Annotated in this window: 19 protein-coding genes; 7 read left to right on the forward strand and 12 right to left on the reverse strand. The window is 63.2% G+C overall.

Annotated elements, in window-relative coordinates; all coding sequences use genetic code 11:
- The first annotated feature begins 85 nt into the window (after positions 1 to 85).
- Genes lptF through HUX88_RS26260 form a run of 3 tightly spaced genes read left to right on the forward strand, consistent with a single transcriptional unit; the run spans position 86 to position 2750 of the window.
- Entirely contained in the window at positions 86 to 1192 is a 1107-nt protein-coding gene (gene lptF / locus HUX88_RS26250; protein ID WP_229213361.1) for an LPS export ABC transporter permease LptF, read from the forward strand.
- The gene (gene lptG / locus HUX88_RS26255; RefSeq protein ID WP_117014601.1) at positions 1189 to 2358 is read left to right on the forward strand and encodes an LPS export ABC transporter permease LptG; all 1170 of its coding nucleotides are present in this window, start codon (positions 1189 to 1191) and stop codon (positions 2356 to 2358) included. Before lptF ends, lptG begins: the two co-directional genes overlap by 4 nt.
- Positions 2359 to 2360: 2 nt before the next feature.
- The gene (locus HUX88_RS26260) at positions 2361 to 2750 is read left to right on the forward strand and encodes a sirohydrochlorin chelatase (protein ID WP_176363667.1); all 390 of its coding nucleotides are present in this window, start codon (positions 2361 to 2363) and stop codon (positions 2748 to 2750) included.
- Here HUX88_RS26260 and HUX88_RS26265 read toward each other — a convergent pair.
- Positions 2727 to 3218, reverse strand: coding sequence for a lipocalin-like domain-containing protein (locus HUX88_RS26265; RefSeq protein WP_176363668.1), 492 nt, complete (start codon positions 3216 to 3218; stop codon positions 2727 to 2729). The genes HUX88_RS26260 and HUX88_RS26265 overlap by 24 nt on opposite strands.
- A gap of 94 nt (positions 3219 to 3312) precedes the next feature.
- Between HUX88_RS26265 and HUX88_RS26270 the strand changes: the two genes are divergently transcribed.
- On the forward strand, positions 3313 to 4167 hold the full coding sequence (locus HUX88_RS26270) for a LysR family transcriptional regulator (protein WP_176363669.1): 855 nt from the start codon (positions 3313 to 3315) through the stop codon (positions 4165 to 4167).
- Here the strand turns inward: HUX88_RS26270 and HUX88_RS26275 are convergent.
- From HUX88_RS26275 to HUX88_RS26310, 8 genes are read right to left on the reverse strand one after another with little or no spacing between them, the layout of a single operon-like run.
- Positions 4157 to 4930 carry a glutaminyl-peptide cyclotransferase gene (locus tag HUX88_RS26275; RefSeq protein ID WP_176363670.1) on the reverse strand — a complete coding sequence of 258 codons (774 nt, stop codon included), beginning with the start codon at positions 4928 to 4930 and terminating at the stop codon, positions 4157 to 4159. The two genes, HUX88_RS26270 and HUX88_RS26275, sit on opposite strands and share 11 nt — an antisense overlap.
- Positions 4930 to 5667 carry a hypothetical protein gene (locus HUX88_RS26280; protein ID WP_117014597.1) on the reverse strand — a complete coding sequence of 246 codons (738 nt, stop codon included), beginning with the start codon at positions 5665 to 5667 and terminating at the stop codon, positions 4930 to 4932. Before HUX88_RS26280 ends, HUX88_RS26275 begins: the two co-directional genes overlap by 1 nt.
- 39 nt (positions 5668 to 5706) lie before the next feature.
- Positions 5707 to 6468, reverse strand: a complete 762-nt coding sequence (gene cobA / locus HUX88_RS26285) for a uroporphyrinogen-III C-methyltransferase (protein WP_176363671.1) — start codon at positions 6466 to 6468, stop codon at positions 5707 to 5709.
- Between the two features lie 5 nt (positions 6469 to 6473).
- Positions 6474 to 7781, reverse strand: a complete 1308-nt coding sequence (locus HUX88_RS26290; protein WP_117014595.1) for a sulfate adenylyltransferase subunit 1 — start codon at positions 7779 to 7781, stop codon at positions 6474 to 6476.
- Positions 7781 to 8722 (reverse strand): sulfate adenylyltransferase subunit CysD, encoded by a 942-nt coding sequence (gene cysD, locus HUX88_RS26295; RefSeq protein WP_117014594.1) that lies wholly within the window; start codon positions 8720 to 8722, stop codon positions 7781 to 7783. The genes HUX88_RS26290 and cysD overlap by 1 nt, the downstream gene beginning before the upstream one ends.
- A gap of 36 nt (positions 8723 to 8758) precedes the next feature.
- A complete protein-coding gene (locus tag HUX88_RS26300) occupies positions 8759 to 9478 on the reverse strand; it encodes a phosphoadenylyl-sulfate reductase (protein ID WP_176363672.1) in 720 nt (239 codons plus the stop codon).
- Between the two features lie 10 nt (positions 9479 to 9488).
- On the reverse strand, positions 9489 to 10076 hold the full coding sequence (locus tag HUX88_RS26305; RefSeq protein WP_117014592.1) for a DUF934 domain-containing protein: 588 nt from the start codon (positions 10074 to 10076) through the stop codon (positions 9489 to 9491).
- Positions 10069 to 11760, reverse strand: coding sequence for a nitrite/sulfite reductase (locus HUX88_RS26310; protein ID WP_176363673.1), 1692 nt, complete (start codon positions 11758 to 11760; stop codon positions 10069 to 10071). Before HUX88_RS26310 ends, HUX88_RS26305 begins: the two co-directional genes overlap by 8 nt.
- Before the next feature lie 153 nt (positions 11761 to 11913).
- On the opposite strand from HUX88_RS26310, the gene HUX88_RS26315 reads away from it, so the two are divergent.
- The 3 genes from HUX88_RS26315 to HUX88_RS26325 all read left to right on the forward strand — a co-directional run bounded on the left by HUX88_RS26315 (position 11914) and on the right by HUX88_RS26325 (position 14776).
- The gene (locus HUX88_RS26315) at positions 11914 to 12855 is read left to right on the forward strand and encodes a CysB family HTH-type transcriptional regulator (protein ID WP_176363674.1); all 942 of its coding nucleotides are present in this window, start codon (positions 11914 to 11916) and stop codon (positions 12853 to 12855) included.
- Positions 12856 to 12870: 15 nt separating this feature from the next.
- Positions 12871 to 13524 (forward strand): class I SAM-dependent methyltransferase, encoded by a 654-nt coding sequence (locus HUX88_RS26320; RefSeq protein ID WP_117014589.1) that lies wholly within the window; start codon positions 12871 to 12873, stop codon positions 13522 to 13524.
- Between the two features lie 184 nt (positions 13525 to 13708).
- The gene (locus HUX88_RS26325) at positions 13709 to 14776 is read left to right on the forward strand and encodes a porin (protein WP_117014588.1); all 1068 of its coding nucleotides are present in this window, start codon (positions 13709 to 13711) and stop codon (positions 14774 to 14776) included.
- 6 nt (positions 14777 to 14782) lie between these two features.
- On the opposite strand, the gene HUX88_RS26330 is transcribed toward HUX88_RS26325, so the two are convergent.
- From HUX88_RS26330 to HUX88_RS26340, 3 genes are all read right to left on the reverse strand, one after another.
- Positions 14783 to 15943 (reverse strand): PAS domain-containing sensor histidine kinase, encoded by a 1161-nt coding sequence (locus HUX88_RS26330; RefSeq protein WP_117014761.1) that lies wholly within the window; start codon positions 15941 to 15943, stop codon positions 14783 to 14785.
- A gap of 100 nt (positions 15944 to 16043) precedes the next feature.
- Positions 16044 to 16811, reverse strand: coding sequence for a LytTR family DNA-binding domain-containing protein (locus HUX88_RS26335; RefSeq protein WP_117014587.1), 768 nt, complete (start codon positions 16809 to 16811; stop codon positions 16044 to 16046).
- 73 nt (positions 16812 to 16884) lie between these two features.
- On the reverse strand, positions 16885 to 18234 hold the full coding sequence (locus tag HUX88_RS26340; RefSeq protein ID WP_117014586.1) for a sensor histidine kinase: 1350 nt from the start codon (positions 18232 to 18234) through the stop codon (positions 16885 to 16887).
- Positions 18235 to 18669 lie beyond the last annotated feature (435 nt).

The raw sequence follows: 18669 nt of genomic DNA on the forward strand, positions 1-18669 counted from the left end.
GTTATTTAAACTTGTGGCCCAGTGAGGCCCTTAACTACCGAATTATAACTTTCGAATGATCTTTCAACGCGCCTTGAGACGTGAAATGGCAAGTGCCGCCGGCGCCACCTTCACCGTATTGTTCAGCATCTGCGTCACCTGGACCCTGATCACTGTCCTCGGCATGGCCGCCGGCGGCAAGGTGGCCTCCGGCGACGTGCTCGCGCTGATCGCTTTCGCAGCCTTGAATTATCTGCCAACTCTTGTGATCCTCACCAGCTTTATTTCGGTGCTGATGGTCGTCACGCGCACCTATCGCGATTCCGAGATGGTGGTGTGGTTCGCCTCCGGCCTGAGCCTGACCCGGTGGATCGCGCCGGTGCTGGTCTTCGGCCTGCCGCTGGTGCTGGCCACCGCGGCCCTGAGCTTCATCGCCACGCCATGGGCCAAGCAGAAAAGCTCGGAGTACGTGGAGCGCTTCGAAAAGCGCGAGGACCTGCAGAAGGTTTCGCCGGGCCAGTTCAAGGAATCGGCGTCGGCCAACCGCATCTTCTTCGTTGAAGGCGTTGCCGGCAAGAGCGCCGTGGTGCAGAACGTGTTCGTCAACACGATCGACGAACACGGCACCGCCGTCATCGTCGCGCGCGAGGGCGTGGTCAACACCGGCGCCAAGGGTGAACGCTATCTGGTGCTCAAGAACGGCCGCCGCTACCAGGGCACGCCCGGCCAGTCGGACTTCCAGACCATGGAGTTCGAAAGCTACAGCATGCGCGTGACCAACCAGACCCAGGACCTGGAGTCCGAGCGCAATGTCGCCGCCGTGCCGATCATGGAGCTGCTGTACGACGTCACGCCGGCCGGCCGCGCGGAACTGTTGTGGCGCATCGCCTCGCCGGTTACCTGCCTGGTGCTGATATTGCTGGCGATTCCGCTGGGCTTTGTCAATCCGCGCGCGGGCAGCTCGGCCAACCTGATCATCGCGGTGCTGATCTTCTTCAGCTACAGCAATCTGGTCAAGCTGGTGGAGGCCAACGTCAAGCAGGGCAAATCGGTGTTCGCGCTGTCCTGGTGGCCGCTGCACCTGATCGTCATGCTGCTGGTGGTCGCGTTGTTCGCGTGGCGCCTCAATCTCAACCATCGTTACCATCCGCTGGCGTTGCTGGCGGCGCTGAAGCGCTCGCGCGCCGCTGACAAGAAAGCCGTATCGCCATGAAGATCCTGCAACGCTATTTCGCCGTCACGATTTTCCAGGCGGTGGCATTCCTGGTGGTCGCCCTCCTGGCGCTGCAGGCGTTCTTCGACCTGACGGGCGAGCTGCCGTCGGTCGGCAAGAACGGCTACACCATCCAGTACGCCTTCCTGTATGTGCTGGTGCGCCTGCCGGCCCACGTGTACGAGGTGATGCCGCTGGCGGCGCTGATCGGCACCATCTACACCATGGCGCAGTTCGCGGCGACGTCCGAGTTCACCATCATGCGCGCTGCCAGCATGTCGACCGGGATGGTTGGGTGGATGCTGGCCAAGATCGGCTTCGTGCTGGTGATCGTCACCTTCATCTTCGGTGAGCTGGTGTCGCCGCGCACCGCGCCGCTGGCGGAGAAAATCAAGTTGAGCGCGCGCGGCGCCGCGATCTCGTCGGAGTTCCGCTCCGGGCTGTGGACCAAGGATATCGTCAAGTCGGACGGCATGAGCGGGACCGTGACCGGCTCGCGCTTCTTCAACGTGCGGCAGGTGCAGCCGGACGGCACGCTGGTCGACGTCAAGCTCTACGAATTCGACACCAGCTTCCGCCTGCGCTCCATCACGCTGGCCAAGATGGGTACCTTCAAGGGCAACAACAGCTGGCAGCTGTCGGACGTCACGGAAAATATCTTTACCAATCCGGCGCTGCTCAAGCCGGGCAGCGAGGCCAACCTGGCCAACAACTTCGCGCAGGACACCAGCCTGATCGAAACCCGCCATAGCGCCACCAAGGACTTGCTGTCCGAGGTCACGCCGAAGATCCTGGCGGTGGCCGGCTCGGACCCGGAGCGCATGTCGGCCAGCGAGCTGGCCGTCTACACCCGCCACCTGCAGGAGAACAAGCAGGAGACGGAGCGCTTCAAGATCGCGTTCTGGAAAAAGCTGTTCGACCCGCTGGCCATCTTCGTGCTGATGGCGCTGGCGCTGCCGTTCGGCTACCTGCACACGCGCAGCGGTGGCGTGAGCCTGAAGATCTTTGTCGGTATCATGATCGGTGTCAGCTTCCAGCTGGTGAACTCCCTGTTCTCCCACCTGGGCATGCTGAGCGCCTTCCCGGCGATCGTCACGGCGATCGCGCCAAGTATATTATTCCTGCTGCTGGCCCTTGGGGCCTTGTGGTGGGTGGAGCGGCATTAGCAATGACCAAGCAAGCCCTGATCCTTTTCGCGCACGGCGCCCGCGCCGCGTCCTGGGCGGCGCCGTTCGAGCGGCTGCGCGAGCTGACGCAGGCGCGCACGCCCGGGGTACGCGTGTCGCTGGCCTTTCTTGAGCTGATGACGCCGCAGCTGCCGGCGCTGGTGGCCGAGCTGACCGCGGACGGCGTCACGCAGATCACCGTGGTGCCGGTGTTCCTGGGGCAGGGCGGCCATGTGCTGCGCGACCTGCCGCTGATGATCGACCAGCTGCGCGTCGATCATCCGCAAGTCGGCATCGACGTGGTGGAGGCGGCCGGCGAGAACGCGGCCGTGCTCAATGCGCTGGCCGATTATTGCGTGGCCTCGCTGTCAGCGCAGGCGGCGCCAGACTGACAGCGGAATATGCCCGTCCGGCCTGGCCGGCACGCGATAGCTGAGTTCATCCCCGTTCAATTCGTAGCTGCGTTTCTGCTGCGTCCCCTCCCAATTCGAAAAGGCCGCGCTGGCGATACTGAAGGTCAGCGTGCGCGCATCGCTGTCGACGGCGACGGTGCCGAAGTGCGTGCTCGACCCGAACACGGCGGCCTCGAATTCGGCCGGCGTGCCGCTCTTCTTGTCGCCACCGGCGAAGCGCGGCCGGTCGGAGCGGTAGATCTGCACGCTGTAGCGGCCCTGCCGGTCGATCATCATCAGGCCGGCGGGCGCTTCGCCGTAGTCGCGCACGCGCGTGCCGTCGGGCAGCAGTTGGTCGGCGGCGACCAGCGTCCAGGCGCCGGCCAGCGGACAGTCCGGCGCGGCGCCGGCGGCCTGTGTGGCCGGCACCCACATGACGAGGCAAAATAATCGGTTCAGCAGTTTCATGGCGGTCTCCCTGGTGGCGATACGGTCACGATAGCGGCAAATTCGCCTGAGCGAAATTGGCGAATTCAGCCCAATATCTGTGCATAATTGCACAATGAACCAACCAGACTGGGACCACCTCCGCTACTTCCTGGCTTTGCACGACGCCGGCACGCTGACCGGCGCCGCGCGTGCGGCCGGCGTCGAGCACACCACCGTCACGCGGCGCATCGACGCGCTGGAAGCGGCGTTGGCGGTGACGCTGTTCGACCGTTTTCCCAGGGGCTGGTCGCTGACGGCGGCCGGCAGGGCGCTGGTGCCGCACGCGCGCATGATGGAAGAGAGCCTGCATGGCCTGATGCGGGCGGCCAGCGGCGCCGCCCAGTTGAACGGCAAGGTGCGGGTATCGGCGCCGCCCGCGCTGGCGGCCTACCTGCTGGCGCCGCGCCTGAAGCCTGCGTCGGTGCGCCTGCCGGGCATCGAGCTGGATTTGCGCGGCGAGTCGCGCGAGACGGACCTGATGCGGCGCGAATCGGACATCGCGCTGCGCTTCCGGCGCCCCGAAGCACCGGGGCTGGCTGTGCGGGCGCTGACAACGGTGGCCTATCGCCTGTACGCGAGCCCGGACTATCTGGCGGAGCGCGCCCCGGAACAATGGGAGTTCGCCGGCTATGATGAGCTGATGCAGGACACGCCGCAGCAGCAATGGCTGGAAAAGATACGCAACGGGCGCCGCTACTGCTTGCGTTCCAACGACCTGGGCGCCTTGTACCAGGCGACGCTGGCCGGCTGCGGCGTGGCGGTGCTGCCTGAATATTTGTCCGGGATGCCGCGCGGCGGCCTGGTCGCCATCGACTCGCCGGCCTGTCCGGTCAAACGCAAGCTATGGATCGTCATGCACGAGGATGTGCGCCGCGCTGCGCCGGTGCGCGCCGTGGCGGACGAGCTGATTGCGCTGTTTACTTCCTAGGCACGATTTTGATCTCGTACAGCTTGGGCCACAGCTTGCCGGTGACGAACAGGCGCTTTTTCTCCGCGTCCCAGGCGATGCCGTTCATGACGTTCTCGCCGTTGAGGCCTTTGCCGGCGGCCGGATACAGCTTGCCCAGGTCTATCCAGCCGGTGATCTTGCCGTTGGCCGGGTCGATGCGCGCGATGGTGTTGGTGTGCCACAGGTTGGCGTAGATTTCGTCGCCCACCGCTTCCAGCTCGTTGACCTGGTCGACCGGGATGCCGTCCGCCGTCACCTTCACGCGGCGCACTTCAAGAAAGGTCTTGGGATCGAGGAAGCGCAGCGTGGCCGTGCCGTCGCTCATGATCAGCTCCTTGCCGTTCTGCGTCAGGCCCCAGCCCTCGCCGGGGTAGGCGAACTGGCCGCGCATCTCGAAGGTGGCGAGGTCGAACACGAAGCCGGTCTGCGTTTGCCAGGTCAGGCCGATCAGGGTGTCCTTCCAGACCGTCAGCCCCTCGCCGAAGTACTGCGGCGGGATATCCTTGGTTTGCAGGACCTTGCCGGTCTCCAGGTTCACCTTGCGGATCGACGATTTGCCATTCAGGCCGGTGCTCTCGTACAGGAAGCCGTCGCGGTACAGCAGGCCTTCGGTGAAGGCTTGCGGATCGTGCGGATAGGTGTGGACGATCTTGAAGTCGTAGGTCGGGATGGCTGCGAAGGCGCCGGCGGCGGCCGGCATCAGTGCGAGGAGGAGCAGGGTCTTGGCGCAGTTTGTTTTCACTATTCGGTCGCTGAGGAGTTTTCGAGTTCGATCATGGCGTCGAGCGTCGTGCCTGGGGCGTCGAGTTCCGCCTGGACGCAGGCGCGCGCTTCGGGCGACTGCACCAGCGTCACCGCCTGTGCACGCGCCGCTTCCGCCGCAGCAGTATCGCCGCAGCCGGCCAGCAAGTCCAGTACCAGCGCCAGTTCGGTGACGTAGTTGTACACCTCGGCCAGCAGCGCGGACATGCCGGCGGTGGTGAGCACATTCAGGCCGGCGCGCCGTTCGTTGAGCAGGGCGGCGGCCTGCGCCAGGTGCTGCTCCGGGTGCGGAAAGTGGCGCCTGGCCAGCGCGTAGTCGCCGCACACCATCAACGACGGCAGCGCCGAGCGGGCGCATTGCGCGGCCAGCGCTTCCGGCAGCTGCTGGAACAGGTGCCAGGTGTTTTGCAGGTCGCCCAGTTTGTCGTTGATGGCGCGGATGTCGTTGAACAGCACTGCGGCGTTGGCGTCGCCGGCTTGCGCCAGCAGGCGCCGGCTGTCGCGGTCGCGCAGCTCGACCAGCGCGTGGCGCGCCGGCAGGTGCTCTTCCGCCAGCTTGGCCCAGGCGCTCAGGATGTAGGAAAGGCGCAGCGACGCGCTGTCGGCATCGGCCGCGCTGGCGTCGAACAGCCAGATATAGTCGGCCAGCGCGCTATCGAAGGCGCCCTCGGAGTGGGCTTTCCACGCGCGTTCCAGCACTTCTTGAACAGTGTCCATTGCTACCTCGGTTGGTTTGTATGGACATTCTATTACGGATCAGGCGCGCAGTTGCTCTGCAGATGAAGGGAGTTGGGGGTGTTCGATGTTCTGATGGGAGCGGGGTGTCATCGCTTCGCCCAGCATCACCAGCACCGGACCGTGGGCGGCGCCCAGGCCCTGCGCCAGCGAGGCGATGGTCAGGCGGCGGATTTGCTGGTCCGGCCGGCTGCAGTTTTCGATGACGACCACCGGCGTGTCGGGACGGCGGCCCTGCGCCAGCAGGCGTTCCGCCGTGGCGATGGCTTCGCGGCCGCCCATGTACTGCACCAGCGTGTCGGTGTCCGGGATGGCGTCGTGCGTGGAGTGCTCCGGCGCGGTGGAGGAGGTGAAGAAGGCGACGCTGCGCGCCACGCCGCGCTTGGTCAGCGGCTGCTTGCTGGCCGCAGCAGCAGCCAGCGCGGTGGTGATGCCGGGGACGACTTCGACCTCGATGCCGGCTTCTTCCAGCGCGCGCAATTCCTCGTCGGCGCGGCCGAACAGCATCGGGTCGCCGCCCTTGAGGCGCACCACCAGCGGGAACTTGTGCGCGTAATCCACCATCTGCTTGTTGATGAACTGCTGCGCGGTCGACAGCTGGCCGTAGCGTTTACCGACCAGGATTTTTTCGGCCTGAGGGCACAGCTCCAGCATCTCCGCGGTCACGAGCGCGTCGTGCAGCACCACGTCGGCTTGCGCCAGCAGGCGCGCGCCGCGCAGCGTGATCAGGTCCTGGGCGCCGGGGCCGGCGCCGATCAGGTAGACTTTTCCGGGAGATGGCATACGGATTACTCGCCGAGGCGGATCATGCCGGCGGCCACGGTCTGGTGCGTGACTTCATCGATCAGGATGAAGGCGCCGGTCGCGCGGATGTCGTCGTAGGCGTCGGCCGCCAGCGGCTGTTGCACGGTCAGGCCGATGCGGGCGATGTCGTTCAGCTTCAGGCCCTCGGCGCTGTGGCGCTGCTGCGTGTTGATGTCCAACAGCGAGTCGATGCCGGTGATCTTGGCCGAGGTCTGCTTGGTGCCATGCTTGATCCAGTACTTGCGGCGCTGGTCCAGCGGTTCGTCGGACATCCAGCACACGTCCGCCTTCAGCTGCTTGAGCAGGGTGGCCGGTTGCGCCGCGCTGGCCAGCAAATCGCCGCGCGAGATGTCCAGGTACTCGTTGAGCAGCAGCGTGACCGACTGGCCCACCACCGCCGACTGGTGCGAACCTTCCAGCGTGACGATGTCCTTGACGGTCGCGCTCTGGCCGGACGGCTGCACCACCAGCTTGTCGCCGACCGATACCTTGCCGGCCTCGATGCGGCCCATGTAGCCGCGGAAGTCGTTGGCTTCGTGGCCGTTGTGGCGCGCCACCAGCTGCACCGGGAAGCGGAACGGCGCGTTGTGCGATTCTTCGTAGACGGACAGCGATTCGAGCAGCTCGATCAGCGTCGGGCCCTTGTACCAGCTCAGTTTTTCACTGGCGTCGACCACGTTGTCGCCGGTCAGGGCAGACAGCGGGATCGGCGTGATGTCCTTCAGGCCCAGGCTCGCGGCGAACTCGCCGTAGGCCTTGACGATGCGGTCGTAGATGGCCTGGTCGTAGTTCACCAGGTCCATCTTGTTGACGGCGACGATCACGTGCTCGATCTGCAGCAGGTGGGCGATGGTCGAGTGGCGCTTGGTCTGGATCAGCAGGTCCACGCCGCCATCCTCGCGCAGCTTCACTTTCGACACGTCGATCAGGATGATGACGGCATCGGCGGTCGAAGCGCCGGTGACCATGTTGCGGGTGTACTGCTCGTGGCCCGGCGTGTCGGCGATGATGAACTTGCGCTTGGGCGTGGCGAAGTAGCGGTAGGCCACGTCGATGGTGATGCCTTGTTCGCGTTCGGCTTCCAGGCCGTCGGTCAGCAGCGACAGGTCGACCGCTTCGCCGACAGTGCGCTTGTGCTTGGAGCGCGACATGGCGTCCAGCTGGTCGGCGAAGATGCCTTTGCTGTCGAACAGCAGGCGGCCGATCAGGGTGGATTTGCCGTCGTCGACGGAACCGGCGGTGATGAAGCGCAGCAGGCCGCGCTCAGTCAGATTTTCATTCAGTGCGTTCATCAGAAGTATCCTGCTTTTTTACGTTTTTCCATCGATGCTTCGGAGGTCTGGTCGTCCATCCGGGTGGCGCCGCGTTCGGTGATTTGCGTGACCGCGGTTTCGGCGATGATCTGCTCCACCGTGGCCGCATCCGACGACACCGGGCAGGTGCAGGAGATGTCGCCGACGGTGCGGAAGCGCACCACCTGGGTCTCGACGGTTTCGCCTTCGCGCGCCGGGGTCAGGTCGGTCAGCGGCACCAGCAGGCCGTTGCGCGGGATGACTTTACGTTCGTGGGCGAAGTAGATCGGCGGCAGTTCCAGCTTTTCGCGGGCGATGTACTGCCACACATCGAGCTCGGTCCAGTTCGAGATCGGGAACACGCGCATGTTCTCGCCCGGATGGACGCGGGTGTTATACAGGTCCCACAGTTCCGGGCGCTGCGATTTGGGATCCCATTGGCCGAATTCATCGCGGAAGGAGAAGATGCGCTCCTTGGCGCGGGCCTTTTCCTCGTCGCGGCGGGCGCCGCCGATGCAGGCGTCGAAACCGTGTGCGGCGATGGTCTCCAGCAGCGTGACCGCCTGCGCGGCGTTGCGCGAATCGGTCTGCGGATTGCGCAGGCGCACCGTGCCTTTTTTGATCGACTCTTCCACCGAGCCGACGATCAGGCGTTCGCCCAGTTCGGCCACGCGTTTGTCGCGGAAGGTGATGACTTCCTCGAAATTGTGGCCGGTGTCGACGTGCACCAGCGGGAAGGGGAATTTACCGGGGCGGAAAGCCTTCTCCGCGATGCGCAGCAGGACCACCGAGTCTTTACCGCCCGAGAACAGCAGGGCGGGGTTGCTGCATTCGGCCGCCACTTCGCGCATGATGTGGATCGCTTCCGATTCCAGGGCGTCGAGGTGGCGTGCGTTCATCTGCGTTGCGTGCGCGGCGTGGTTTTCAACTATAGCGTTCATGGACTATGCCTGTTCTTTATGTGTGGCGCGGGCTTATCAAGCCGCCACGGATTTAATGCGTATCAGTTTGCCGTCGACCATGTGCAGGCCGCATTCCTTCGACTCCGGGTTCTCCCACCACCAGCGGCCGGCGCGGACGTCTTCGCCCGGTTCGATGGCGCGCGTGCAGGGTGCGCAGCCGATCGATGGATAGCCTTGGTCGTGCAGTGCATTGTAAGGCACGTTATTGTCGCGGATGTAGTTCCAGACGTCCTGCTCCGACCAGTCGGCCAGCGGGTTAAACTTGGTCATGAAGTGGGCCGGATCGTCCTCCTCTACCATCAGCGAGGTGCGGGTGGCCGATTGCGCGCGGCGCTGGCCGGTCACCCACGCCTTGTTGCCGGCCAGGGCGCGGCCCAGCGGCTCGACCTTGCGGATGCGGCAGCACTCGCGGCGCATTTCGACGCTGTCGTAGAAGGCGTTCAGGCCATTCTGCGCGACGTAGGCGTCGACCGCCTCCGGCTGCGGCTTGTACAGCGCGATCTCGTAGCCGTCGTAGTGCTCCTTCACGCGGTCCAGCATGGCCAGCGTTTCAGGATGCAGGCGTCCGGTTTCAAGCGAGAAGATGCCGATATCCAGTTTGGACTTCAGGATCAAATCGGTCAGCACCATGTCTTCGGCCGCCAGGCTGGAGGCGAAGACCGCCGGGCTGTGGTCCTTGACGATGCGGTCCAGCGTGGCGCGGGTGTCCGCAATCAGCTTGTTCATGTCGCTCATCGCCGCTCCCTCAGATGCCGAAGCCGTCGTTGTTGGCGCCGACGCCGACGTTGCGGGCGTGGCGGCGGAACAGCGGCACCTTCTGGTCCACCGACGCCTGGTAGGTCTCCGAGAAATCGGACAGGCCTTTCAGCGCTTCGTGGATGCTGCGGTCCGGACGCGTGGCGTAGGCGTTGAAGCCGACGCGCCGCATCGAGAACAGCTGGTCGCGCAGCACGTCGCCGATGGCGCGCAGTTCGCCGGTCCAGCCCAGGCGGGTGCGCAGGTTGTAGGCGATCGAGTAGCCGCGGCCATCGGTGAATTTAGGGAAGTCGACGGCGATCAGCGCGACCTTGGACAGGTCGTCCTTCAGAGCTTCCGGGCGCTCGTCGCTGGCGATCCAGACGCCGATCTCGCCGGCGGCGGCGCGCGCGGCCAGCAGCTCGCGCTGCACCAGCCAGAGGCTCAGCGGAACGATGAATTTACCCGCCGGGACGGCGACGGTGGCCGGGTCGTGTTTGGGTGCGCCGTCGACCGGCTCGGCCAGGCGCAGCACCAGCCAGTCGTCTTCGACGATTTCATGGCCCTTGATGATCAGGTTCTTCACTGCTTCAGACATATTCATCCTCTCCAATCAGGCGACCGGCTTCGACGATCGGCGTGGCGTACACAAATTCCTTGAACGGCGCGACGCCCAGGCGCTGCGCGCAGTCGGCGAACGACTCGCCTTCGTAGCGGTCGCGCACATACACGTGCAGCAGGCGGCCTATCACTTCCGGCATCTGCAGCGCGGAGAACGATGGTCCGATGATCTTGCCGATGGCGGCGTTGTTGCCCTGCGCGCCGCCGATCGACACTTGATACCATTCGCTGCCGTCCTTGTCGACCCCCAACACGCCGATGCTGCCGACGTGGTGGTGGCCGCAGGCGTTGATGCAGCCGGAGATATTCAGTTCGATCTCGCCGATGTCGTGCTGGAAGTCGATATTGTCGAAGCGCTCCGCGATGGCGGCGGCGATCGGCAGCGACTTGGCGTTGGCCAGCGAGCAGAAGTCGCCGCCCGGGCAGCAGATCATGTCGGTCAGCAGGCCGATGTTCGGCGTGGCCAGGCCCTTGGCCTTGATCTGTTCCCACAGCGTGTACAACTGCGACTGCTCGACGTCGGCCAGCACGATGTTCTGCTCGTGCGTGACGCGCAGTTCGCCGAAGCTGTAGCGGTCGGCCAGGTCGGCCATGAAGTCCATCTGCTCGGCGGTGGCGTCGCCCGGCGGTACGCCGGTCTTCTTCAGCGACAGCACCACGGCGGCGTAGCCGGGCTGCTTGTGCGGCTTGACGTTGCGGTTGACCCAGTTGGCGAAAGCCTTATTGCCGGCGTACGCCGCGACCACGTCGCTGTCGTCCAGTTGCTTGTAGGCGGGCGGCTGGAAGTAATCGATCACGCGCTGCATCTCTTCGACGGTCAGCGTTTCCGGGCCGTCCTTCAGGTCGACCCATTCGGCTTCGACCTGGCGGGTGAATTCCTCGACGCCGATGGCCTTCAGCAGGATCTTGATGCGGGCCTTGTACTTGTTGTCGCGGCGGCCGTACTGGTTATACACGCGCATCACGGCTTCGGTGTAGGTCAGCAGGTGCTGCCATGGCAGGAAGTCGCGGATCACGCTGCCCAGGATGGGCGTGCGGCCCATGCCGCCGCCGGCCATGAACTTGAAGCCGATCTCGCCGGCGTCGTTGCGCACCACGGTCAGGCCGATGTCGTGCACGGCGATGGCGGCACGGTCTTCGACGGCGCCGTTGATGGCGACCTTGAATTTGCGCGGCAGGGCGATGAATTCAGGGTGGAAGGTGGACCACTGGCGCAGCACCTCGGCGTAGGGACGCGGATCGATGATCTCGTCGGCGGCCACGCCGGCGAACGGATCGGAGGTGGTGTTGCGGATGCAGTTGCCCGAGGTCTGGATGGCGTGCATCTCCACCGAGGCCAGGTCGGTCAGGATGTCCGGGGTCTGTTCCAGCTCGATCCAGTTGAACTGGATGTTCTGGCGGGTGGTGAAGTGGCCGTAACCGCGGTCGTACTTGCGGGCGATCTGCGCGAACATGCGCATTTGCTTCGATGCCAGCAGGCCGTACGGCACGGCGATGCGCAGCATGTAGGCGTGACGCTGCATGTACAGGCCGTTTTGCAGGCGCAGCGGCAGGAATTCGGCTTCGGTCAGCTCATCGGACAGGCGGCGGCGCACCTGGTCCCGGTACTGGGCGATGCGTTCGCGGACGATGAGATGGTCATATTGGTCGTATTGATACATATTCTTCCTAGATAGTCGCTTGCTAGAACCCCCAAACTAGCGCTAATAGTAATAAACTTCGTCTTTATTCCATACGACTTAGTCTTTATTTGCTTATATACGTATTGGGTATAAGCATGCACGTTAATAATTTATGATGGGCCCGGACCTGCAATGAACCTTCACCAACTGCGCTTCGTGCGCGAAGCTGTACGCCAGAACTACAACCTGACCGATGCCGCCAAGGCGCTGTTTACGTCGCAGCCCGGCGTTTCCAAGGCGATTATCGAGCTGGAGGAGGAGCTGGGCGTCGATATCTTCACCCGGCACGGCAAGCGCATCCGCGGCCTGACGGAACCGGGGCGGCTGGTGCTGGAATCGGTAGAGCTTATTATGCAGGAGATCGACAGCCTCAAGCGCATCGGCAAGGAATATGCGGCCCAGGACAGCGGCAGTTTTACCATCGCCACCACACACACGCAGGCGCGCTACACGCTGCCGAAAGTGGTGCAGGCCTTCATGCTGAAGTTTCCCAAGGTGAGATTGTCTTTATTGCAAGGCAACCCCCAGCAGATCGCCGAGATGGTCCAGCGCGACCAGGCCGACCTGGCCATCGCCACCGAATCCATCGCCGGCGTGACTGGATTGATAACTTTGCCATGTTATCAATGGGAACATGTGGTGGTGGTGGCGCCGGACCATCCCTTGCTCAAATCCAGGCAGGTGACGCTGGAAGAAATTGCCGCTTTCCCGATTATCACTTACGATGGCGCCTTTGCCGGCCGCAGCAAGATCGACCATGCCTTCTCCCTGCGCGGGCTGAAGCTGGACGTGCTGCTGGAAGCCATCGACGCCGACGTGATCAAGACTTATGTGGAGTTGGGCATGGGGATTGGTATCATAGCGGGCATGGCCTTCGATGCCGAGCGCGACAAGAACCTGCGCGCCATCCCTGTGGGCCACCTGTTCGGCATGAATGTGTCGCGGGTGGCGGTCAAGCAGGGGGCTTATCTGCGCAGCTATATCTACACCTTTATTGAACTGCTGGCGCCTACGCTCAACCGCAAGTTGATCGAGCAGGCCATGAGCGGTGAAAAAGAACACTACGAACTGTAAATTAGAAAGTAAGACATGATTACCAATCAGTTGGCACAATTTTATGCCGTCAACGCCGACAACTATGACCAGGTCTATGCGCAGGAAGAGCGCTTCGACGATCTGGATGACCTGCAGGAAATGGTCGCCGAGCTGTTCCAGGGCCACAAGGTGCTGGAGCTGGCCTGCGGCACCGCTTACTGGACTGACCTGATCGCCGAAGTGGCGGAATCGGTGCATGCCACCGACCTGCTGCCGGAAATGATCGCGCTGGCCGAAACCCGTGGCCTGGACGAGGATGTGGTGACCTTCGGCGTGATGGACGCCTTCAACCTGCCGGACGGCCTGGAGGGCAAGTACACGGCGGTGTTCGCGGCCGGCCTGTGGGCGCACGTCAAGCGTGAAGATCAGGAAAAGTACCTGAAGACCCTGCGCGCCAAGCTGGGCAAGGATGTGTTGCTGGTGCTGCTGGACGAGTCTTATGTCGATGGCAACAGCATGGTCTTCGCCCGCACCGACCTGGAAGGCAACACCTTCCAGATCCTGACCGCCGACGACGGCCAGCGCTACGAAGTGATGAAGAACTACCTGACCGACAGCACGCTGCGCAAGCGCTTCGCCACGTCGGCGCGGCAGATCCGCGTCGAGCGGCTGGAGTATTACTACCTGCTCAGTTGCCGCTTGAAATAAGCGCCGCCCCTAAAAGCCGCCTTGAGCGGCTTTTTTTATCTTGGTGCCAATTTACAACAAATGGTCAATGTCACATTGTTGAAGTAATTAATAGGCATTATTCGCCCCGTAGATTCATTACATGCAATTACTTCTTCCAACCTCAAGTAGAGAACATCAAGTGAAAAAACTTACTCTGGTAGCAATGATCATCGGCGGTTTCGCAGCTCAAGCACAAGCTCAATCGAATGTCACGATCTACGGCCTGGTTGATGCCGGCCTGGTCAGCGAGCGCGGCGGCGCTGCAGGCAGCGTGACCAAAGTCACCAGCGGTATCGGCGGCCAGTCCCGTCTGGGCTTCCGCGGTACTGAAGACCTGGGCAACGGCCTGTCGGCCATCTTCACCCTGGAAACCGGCCTGAAAGTGGACGATGGCTCGCTGGACAACGCCAACAGTGCGCTGTTCAACCGTCAGTCGTTCGTCGGCCTGAAGAGCAAGGATGCCGGCACCCTGACCATCGGCCGTCAATACACCATGCTGTACAACGCCATGAGCCAGGTCGCCGACCCATTCGGCGCCGGTTACGCTGGCAGCATCAAGAACCTGTTCCCAGCCGCCGGCGCGAACACCCGCACCAGCAACGCCCTGGTCTACTCGACCCCGGTGATGGAAGGCTTCAGCGCCGACGGCCTGTACTCGCTGGGCGAGCAGGCTGGCAGCTCGACCGCCGGCCGCCAGTTCGGCTTCGGCCTGAACTACGCCAACGGCCCGCTGAACGCGCGCCTGGTGTACAACAACCGCAACAACGACACCGCCGCCGTCGGCGCGACCCCTGCCAAGCTGCAGGACACCGGCCGCAACACCCTGTTCGCGATCAACTACGACTTCCAGGTCGTCAAAGCCTTCTTCGCCTACGGCGCGGACAAGGGCGTGAACAGCGCGGCACTGCCGGTGGCCAACGCCTACGGTTACGCCGTGGCGCCAAAAGCCAGCATCGACAGCAACGACCTGTTGATCGGCGTGCAAGTGCCGGTCGCTCCGAGTGGCACCATCATGGCTTCGTACATCCGCAAGAACGACAAGACCGTCAACAACCAGGACGCCGACCAGTGGGCGCTGGGCTACCTGTACTCGTTGTCGAAGCGTACCGGCATGTATGTCGCCTACGCCAAGATCAAGAACAAGAACGGCGCCGGCTACACCGTTGGTAACAACAACGAAGCTGGTAGCGGCGACAAGGCCTTCAACGTCGGCATTCGTCACGCGTTCTAAGCGGGATCAGGCGGCGTTTTCCTGGGGCGGCAACGGCAGCCGGATCGTGATCCGGGTGCCGCCATCGCTGACGATGGAGATGTCGCCATGCAGTGCCCAGACGCGTTCGCGCATCCCGATCAGGCCGAAGGACGATGCCTTGTCCATGTCCTTTTCGGCGATGCCGCGGCCGTCGTCGTGGATGGTGATTTTCAGCTGCCCGTCGACGCGGTGCAGCGACAGCATAACCTTGCTCGCCTCGGCGTGGCGGGTGATGTTGGTCAGCGCTTCCTGCGCAATGCGGAAGATGGCCGTGCTGTAGGCGTCGTCCAGTATCAAGTCCTCTTCATTCGCGTCCAGTGTGCAGGCGATGCCGTAGCGCGCGACGAACTCCTGGCGCAGGCTCTCCAGCGCAAAATACAAGCCTCCCTCATCGAGCGCGCGCGGCCGCAAATTGCTGGCGATGCGCCGCAGCGACGTGATCGCCGACATCAGCAGCTCGTCCATGCCGGCCTGGAGCTTGCGGGCCGCCGCATCGTTGTTATGCTGTTGTTGCAGCAGCGCCAGATCCACCCGCAGCGTCGCCAGCAGCTGGCCCAGGTCGTCATGCAGTTCGCGGGCGATGTGCTTGCGTTCCTCTTCCCGTATCGTCTGCAGCGCGGCCGACAGCTCGCGCAGCTGCGAGTAGGATTGTTCCAGCTGCTCCTGCACCAGCTTGCGCTCGGTGATGTCGCGCAGGATGATGGTGTAGATGCGGTGGCCGTTTTCCGCCAGCGACGAGATCGAACCCTCCAGCGGGAAGTGCTGGCCGCCGGCCTTGAGCCCTGTCACCGCATAATCGCTGGCGCGGCGGCCTTTCATGCGCAGGCGGATGCCGGTGCTGCCGAAGTAACGGGTGGAGGTCGGTTCGTTGCTCAGGCGCTGGTCGCGCGGGATGAATTGCTGCAGCGGCGCGCCTTCCATCGCCTGCACCGTGGTGCCGAACATGGCGGCCGCCGAGGGGTTGGCTTGCAGGATGCGCTGGCGCTCGTCGGTGGAAATGATGGCGTCGTTGGCGTGCTGGATGATGCCTCGGCTGCGCTTGTGGGCGGCGGCGGTGCGCGCGCATTGCCAGCCCATGCGCCAGGACAGCCGGCTGGCGAGCGCGATGGCGCCCGTGAGTAACAGTAGTGATCGGGTTCGACCCATGCGCGCCTCCATGCGGCCGGCGGCCGCGTGGATTCACACTAAAGCAAGCGCGTGGCTAGGGTTTGATATGCCGCAGACGTGCGGGACGTCGGCGGCGGTATTACATCTGCTTGAACAGGTGCAGGAAGCTGCGGCTCACTTCCAGCTTGTCCGGCTTGCCCTTGATCATGACCAGGTGGCGGCCGCGTATGTCGCGCGTCACGCCCTCGATGGCGTTGACATTGACCAGCGTGGCGCGGTGGATCTGCCAGAACAGCGCCGGGTCCAGCTCCTCGGCCAGGTCGCGCACCGGCTTGCGGATCAGCGCCTCGTAGCGTTCGGTCTGCACGCAGGTGTACTTTTCGTCCGAGCGGAAGAACAGGATTTCCTCGACCGGGATCATGCGCAGGTCCTGGCCGATGCTGGCCTGGATCCATTGCAGATAGGTCGGCTTGGGCGCGGTGATCTTTTCCGCCAGTTGCGACAGCATGGCCGTCACGCTGGCGTTGACGTCGGCGGCCGCGCCTGGCTTGCTCATGCGGGTCTTGAGACGGTCGACCGTGATCTGCAGACGCTCCTGCTCGGGCGGTTTGAGCACGTAGTCGACCGCGCCGCGTTCGAAGGCCTCGACCGCGTAGGCGTCGTAGGCGGTCACGAACACGATGTGGCTCTTGTTGCCGATGACCGTGGCCGCCTCCATGCCGGTCTTGCCGGGCATGCGGATGTCGAGGAAGGTGAAGTCCGGCTTGAGTTGGTCGACCAGCTCGATCGCCTCGTCGCCATTCTTGGCTTCGCCAATGATCTCCAGCTCGGGCCAGACCTGGCCCAGGCGCATGCGCAGTTGGTCGCGCATCAAACGTTCGTCGTCGGCAATGATTGCTGTAGGCATGTGGGTGTGTTCTGCAATGTTAATTATTTAAACAATTAATTATTCAACGAATCGCTGTAATAATCAATCGATCTTATTTGGACAGCTGGTACGGGACTTCGATCGTGGCGATGACGCCGCTCGGGCTGTTGGCGGCGATCAGCAACTGGCCTTGGTCGCCGTGCAGCAGTTTCAGGCGTTCGCGGATGGTCATCAGGCCCAGGCCGGTGCCATCGCTGGGCACGGCGCCGAAGCCGAGGCCGTTGTCGGTGACAATCACGCGCAGTTTGTTGTGGGCCACGTCGGCGCGCACTTTCAGCGTGCCACCCTCGGGTTTGGCTTCCAGGCCGTGCTTGATGGCGTTTTCCACCATCGACTGCAGCATCATCGGCGGGAAGGCTGCGGTGCGCAGGCCGTCGGGAATGTCGAAGTCGACGGTCAGGCGTTCTTCCATACGCATTTTCAGCAGGTTCAGGTAGGCCACCACCATGTCGGCTTCGCGGCCCAGGTTGGTGATCAGCGCGTTGTCGCGCATCTGCGGCAGCACCGCGCGCAGGTATTTGATCAGGCTGCGCTGCATGGCCGAGGCGCGCGGCGGGTCGGTTTCGATCAGGTGCTCGACCGAGGCCAGGGTGTTGAACAGGAAGTGAGGTTCGACCTGGGCCTGCATCATCTGCATCTTTGCCTCGCTGAGCTGGCGCTGCATGGATTCGCGTTCGACGGCGGCGTTGGCGGTCAACGTTTCGGCTTCGGCGCGTTTTTTTCCGCCCATCAGGGCCTTGGTGCCGAACAGCGCGAGCACCAGCAGCGAGACGAAGCTCTTGAACCAGGTCGAGGCTTGGCGGTGGTAACGGGTGACCTTCTGCTCGGCGGCGTCGTCAACCGCTTCTTCGATGGCGTTCGACAGCTCTTCGCCGATCTGCGGCGGCAGGTCGATGTGGACTTCCTCGCCCGGCAGGGTGGGCAGGGCAGGGACGGATGCCGCGCCTGGCTTGCCCGGTTTGGCGGCCGGGGCCGGAGGGGCTGGCGGCGCGGCAGGCGCCGCGTCGGCTGGTTCGGCCGGTGGTGCTACCGGCGGGACGTGGGGCGAATTGCTGTCTTCGTTGCTGGAATCGGAGGAGTCGTTTTTATCGGACTTGTCGGCATCCTTGTTGCGGATCTTGCCGCGCGGGTTGAAGTGGATGCCGCTGTCGTCGATCAGGATATTGGTGTCGCCGTTTTTGCGCTTGGGATGCTTGTCGTTCTTGATCACCACTTCTTCGTCCGGGCTGGACGAGAACAGCTCGTCCTGCAGGATGGAGCCGGCAATCAGTGTCAACACCGCGAAGACCAGGAACTTCCACCACGACAGTTGAGTAACCCAGGTAGCGGTCGCATCGAAACCGCGGTGCAGCCAGGCGCCGGCGGTTTTCAGGGTGTCTTGGGTTTTAGGCATCGGAAACATGTGAGGCTTTCGTTCTATGAATTGTCGTGCAAGCGGCAAGTGTAGCTTAGCGATCAACTGTTGTTGGACAAAGCTATTGGGACGATGCAACTGTAAGGGATTGGAAGCATGAGAGCCAATGCCATGCGACAGTCTGCAGAATAACGGGGATGGGAGGCGGAGAGAGAGGAAGGGCGGCCACGCGTTGCGGCGCAGCACTTGCGGAATCCATTTTCGTTTGCTATAGTTCGCCCCCTCGCAGAACACAGCACACGTTGCTGAGTGAAGCGAGAAAAAAAAGAAGGGGTTGACGAAACGATCTAAACGCTTCATACTCTTTCTTCTTCGCTGACGGACACAACGCTCCGCAGCAAACGCAGTACCGAATAAAGTTCTTTAAAAATTAACAGTCGATAAGTGTGGACGTTTGATGAAAGTGCGCAGCAGGCTAGTCCT

Origin of the sequence: Duganella sp. BJB1802 (assembly GCF_013369445.1) — a bacterium.
GTDB lineage: Bacteria > Pseudomonadota > Gammaproteobacteria > Burkholderiales > Burkholderiaceae_D > Rugamonas > Rugamonas vulcania_A.

Excerpts from the sequence above, each read along its gene's own strand:
- HUX88_RS26300 (WP_176363672.1), bottom strand. The coding sequence starts at position 9,478 with ATGAGCGACATGAACAAGCTGATTGCGGACACCCGCGCCACGCTGGAC.
- HUX88_RS26330 (WP_117014761.1), bottom strand. The coding sequence starts at position 15,943 with ATGGGTCGAACCCGATCACTACTGTTACTCACGGGCGCCATCGCGCTC.
- HUX88_RS26315 (WP_176363674.1), top strand. The coding sequence starts at position 11,914 with ATGAACCTTCACCAACTGCGCTTCGTGCGCGAAGCTGTACGCCAGAAC.
- HUX88_RS26270 (WP_176363669.1), top strand. The coding sequence starts at position 3,313 with ATGAACCAACCAGACTGGGACCACCTCCGCTACTTCCTGGCTTTGCAC.
- HUX88_RS26335 (WP_117014587.1), bottom strand. The coding sequence starts at position 16,811 with ATGCCTACAGCAATCATTGCCGACGACGAACGTTTGATGCGCGACCAA.
- HUX88_RS26290 (WP_117014595.1), bottom strand. The coding sequence starts at position 7,781 with ATGAACGCACTGAATGAAAATCTGACTGAGCGCGGCCTGCTGCGCTTC.
- lptF (WP_229213361.1), top strand. The coding sequence starts at position 86 with ATGGCAAGTGCCGCCGGCGCCACCTTCACCGTATTGTTCAGCATCTGC.
- HUX88_RS26265 (WP_176363668.1), bottom strand. The coding sequence starts at position 3,218 with ATGAAACTGCTGAACCGATTATTTTGCCTCGTCATGTGGGTGCCGGCC.
- HUX88_RS26325 (WP_117014588.1), top strand. The coding sequence starts at position 13,709 with ATGATCATCGGCGGTTTCGCAGCTCAAGCACAAGCTCAATCGAATGTC.
- cobA (WP_176363671.1), bottom strand. The coding sequence starts at position 6,468 with ATGCCATCTCCCGGAAAAGTCTACCTGATCGGCGCCGGCCCCGGCGCC.
- HUX88_RS26260 (WP_176363667.1), top strand. The coding sequence starts at position 2,361 with ATGACCAAGCAAGCCCTGATCCTTTTCGCGCACGGCGCCCGCGCCGCG.
- HUX88_RS26320 (WP_117014589.1), top strand. The coding sequence starts at position 12,871 with ATGATTACCAATCAGTTGGCACAATTTTATGCCGTCAACGCCGACAAC.
- HUX88_RS26280 (WP_117014597.1), bottom strand. The coding sequence starts at position 5,667 with ATGGACACTGTTCAAGAAGTGCTGGAACGCGCGTGGAAAGCCCACTCC.
- lptG (WP_117014601.1), top strand. The coding sequence starts at position 1,189 with ATGAAGATCCTGCAACGCTATTTCGCCGTCACGATTTTCCAGGCGGTG.
- HUX88_RS26310 (WP_176363673.1), bottom strand. The coding sequence starts at position 11,760 with ATGTATCAATACGACCAATATGACCATCTCATCGTCCGCGAACGCATC.
- cysD (WP_117014594.1), bottom strand. The coding sequence starts at position 8,722 with ATGAACGCTATAGTTGAAAACCACGCCGCGCACGCAACGCAGATGAAC.
- HUX88_RS26340 (WP_117014586.1), bottom strand. The coding sequence starts at position 18,234 with ATGTTTCCGATGCCTAAAACCCAAGACACCCTGAAAACCGCCGGCGCC.
- HUX88_RS26305 (WP_117014592.1), bottom strand. The coding sequence starts at position 10,076 with ATGTCTGAAGCAGTGAAGAACCTGATCATCAAGGGCCATGAAATCGTC.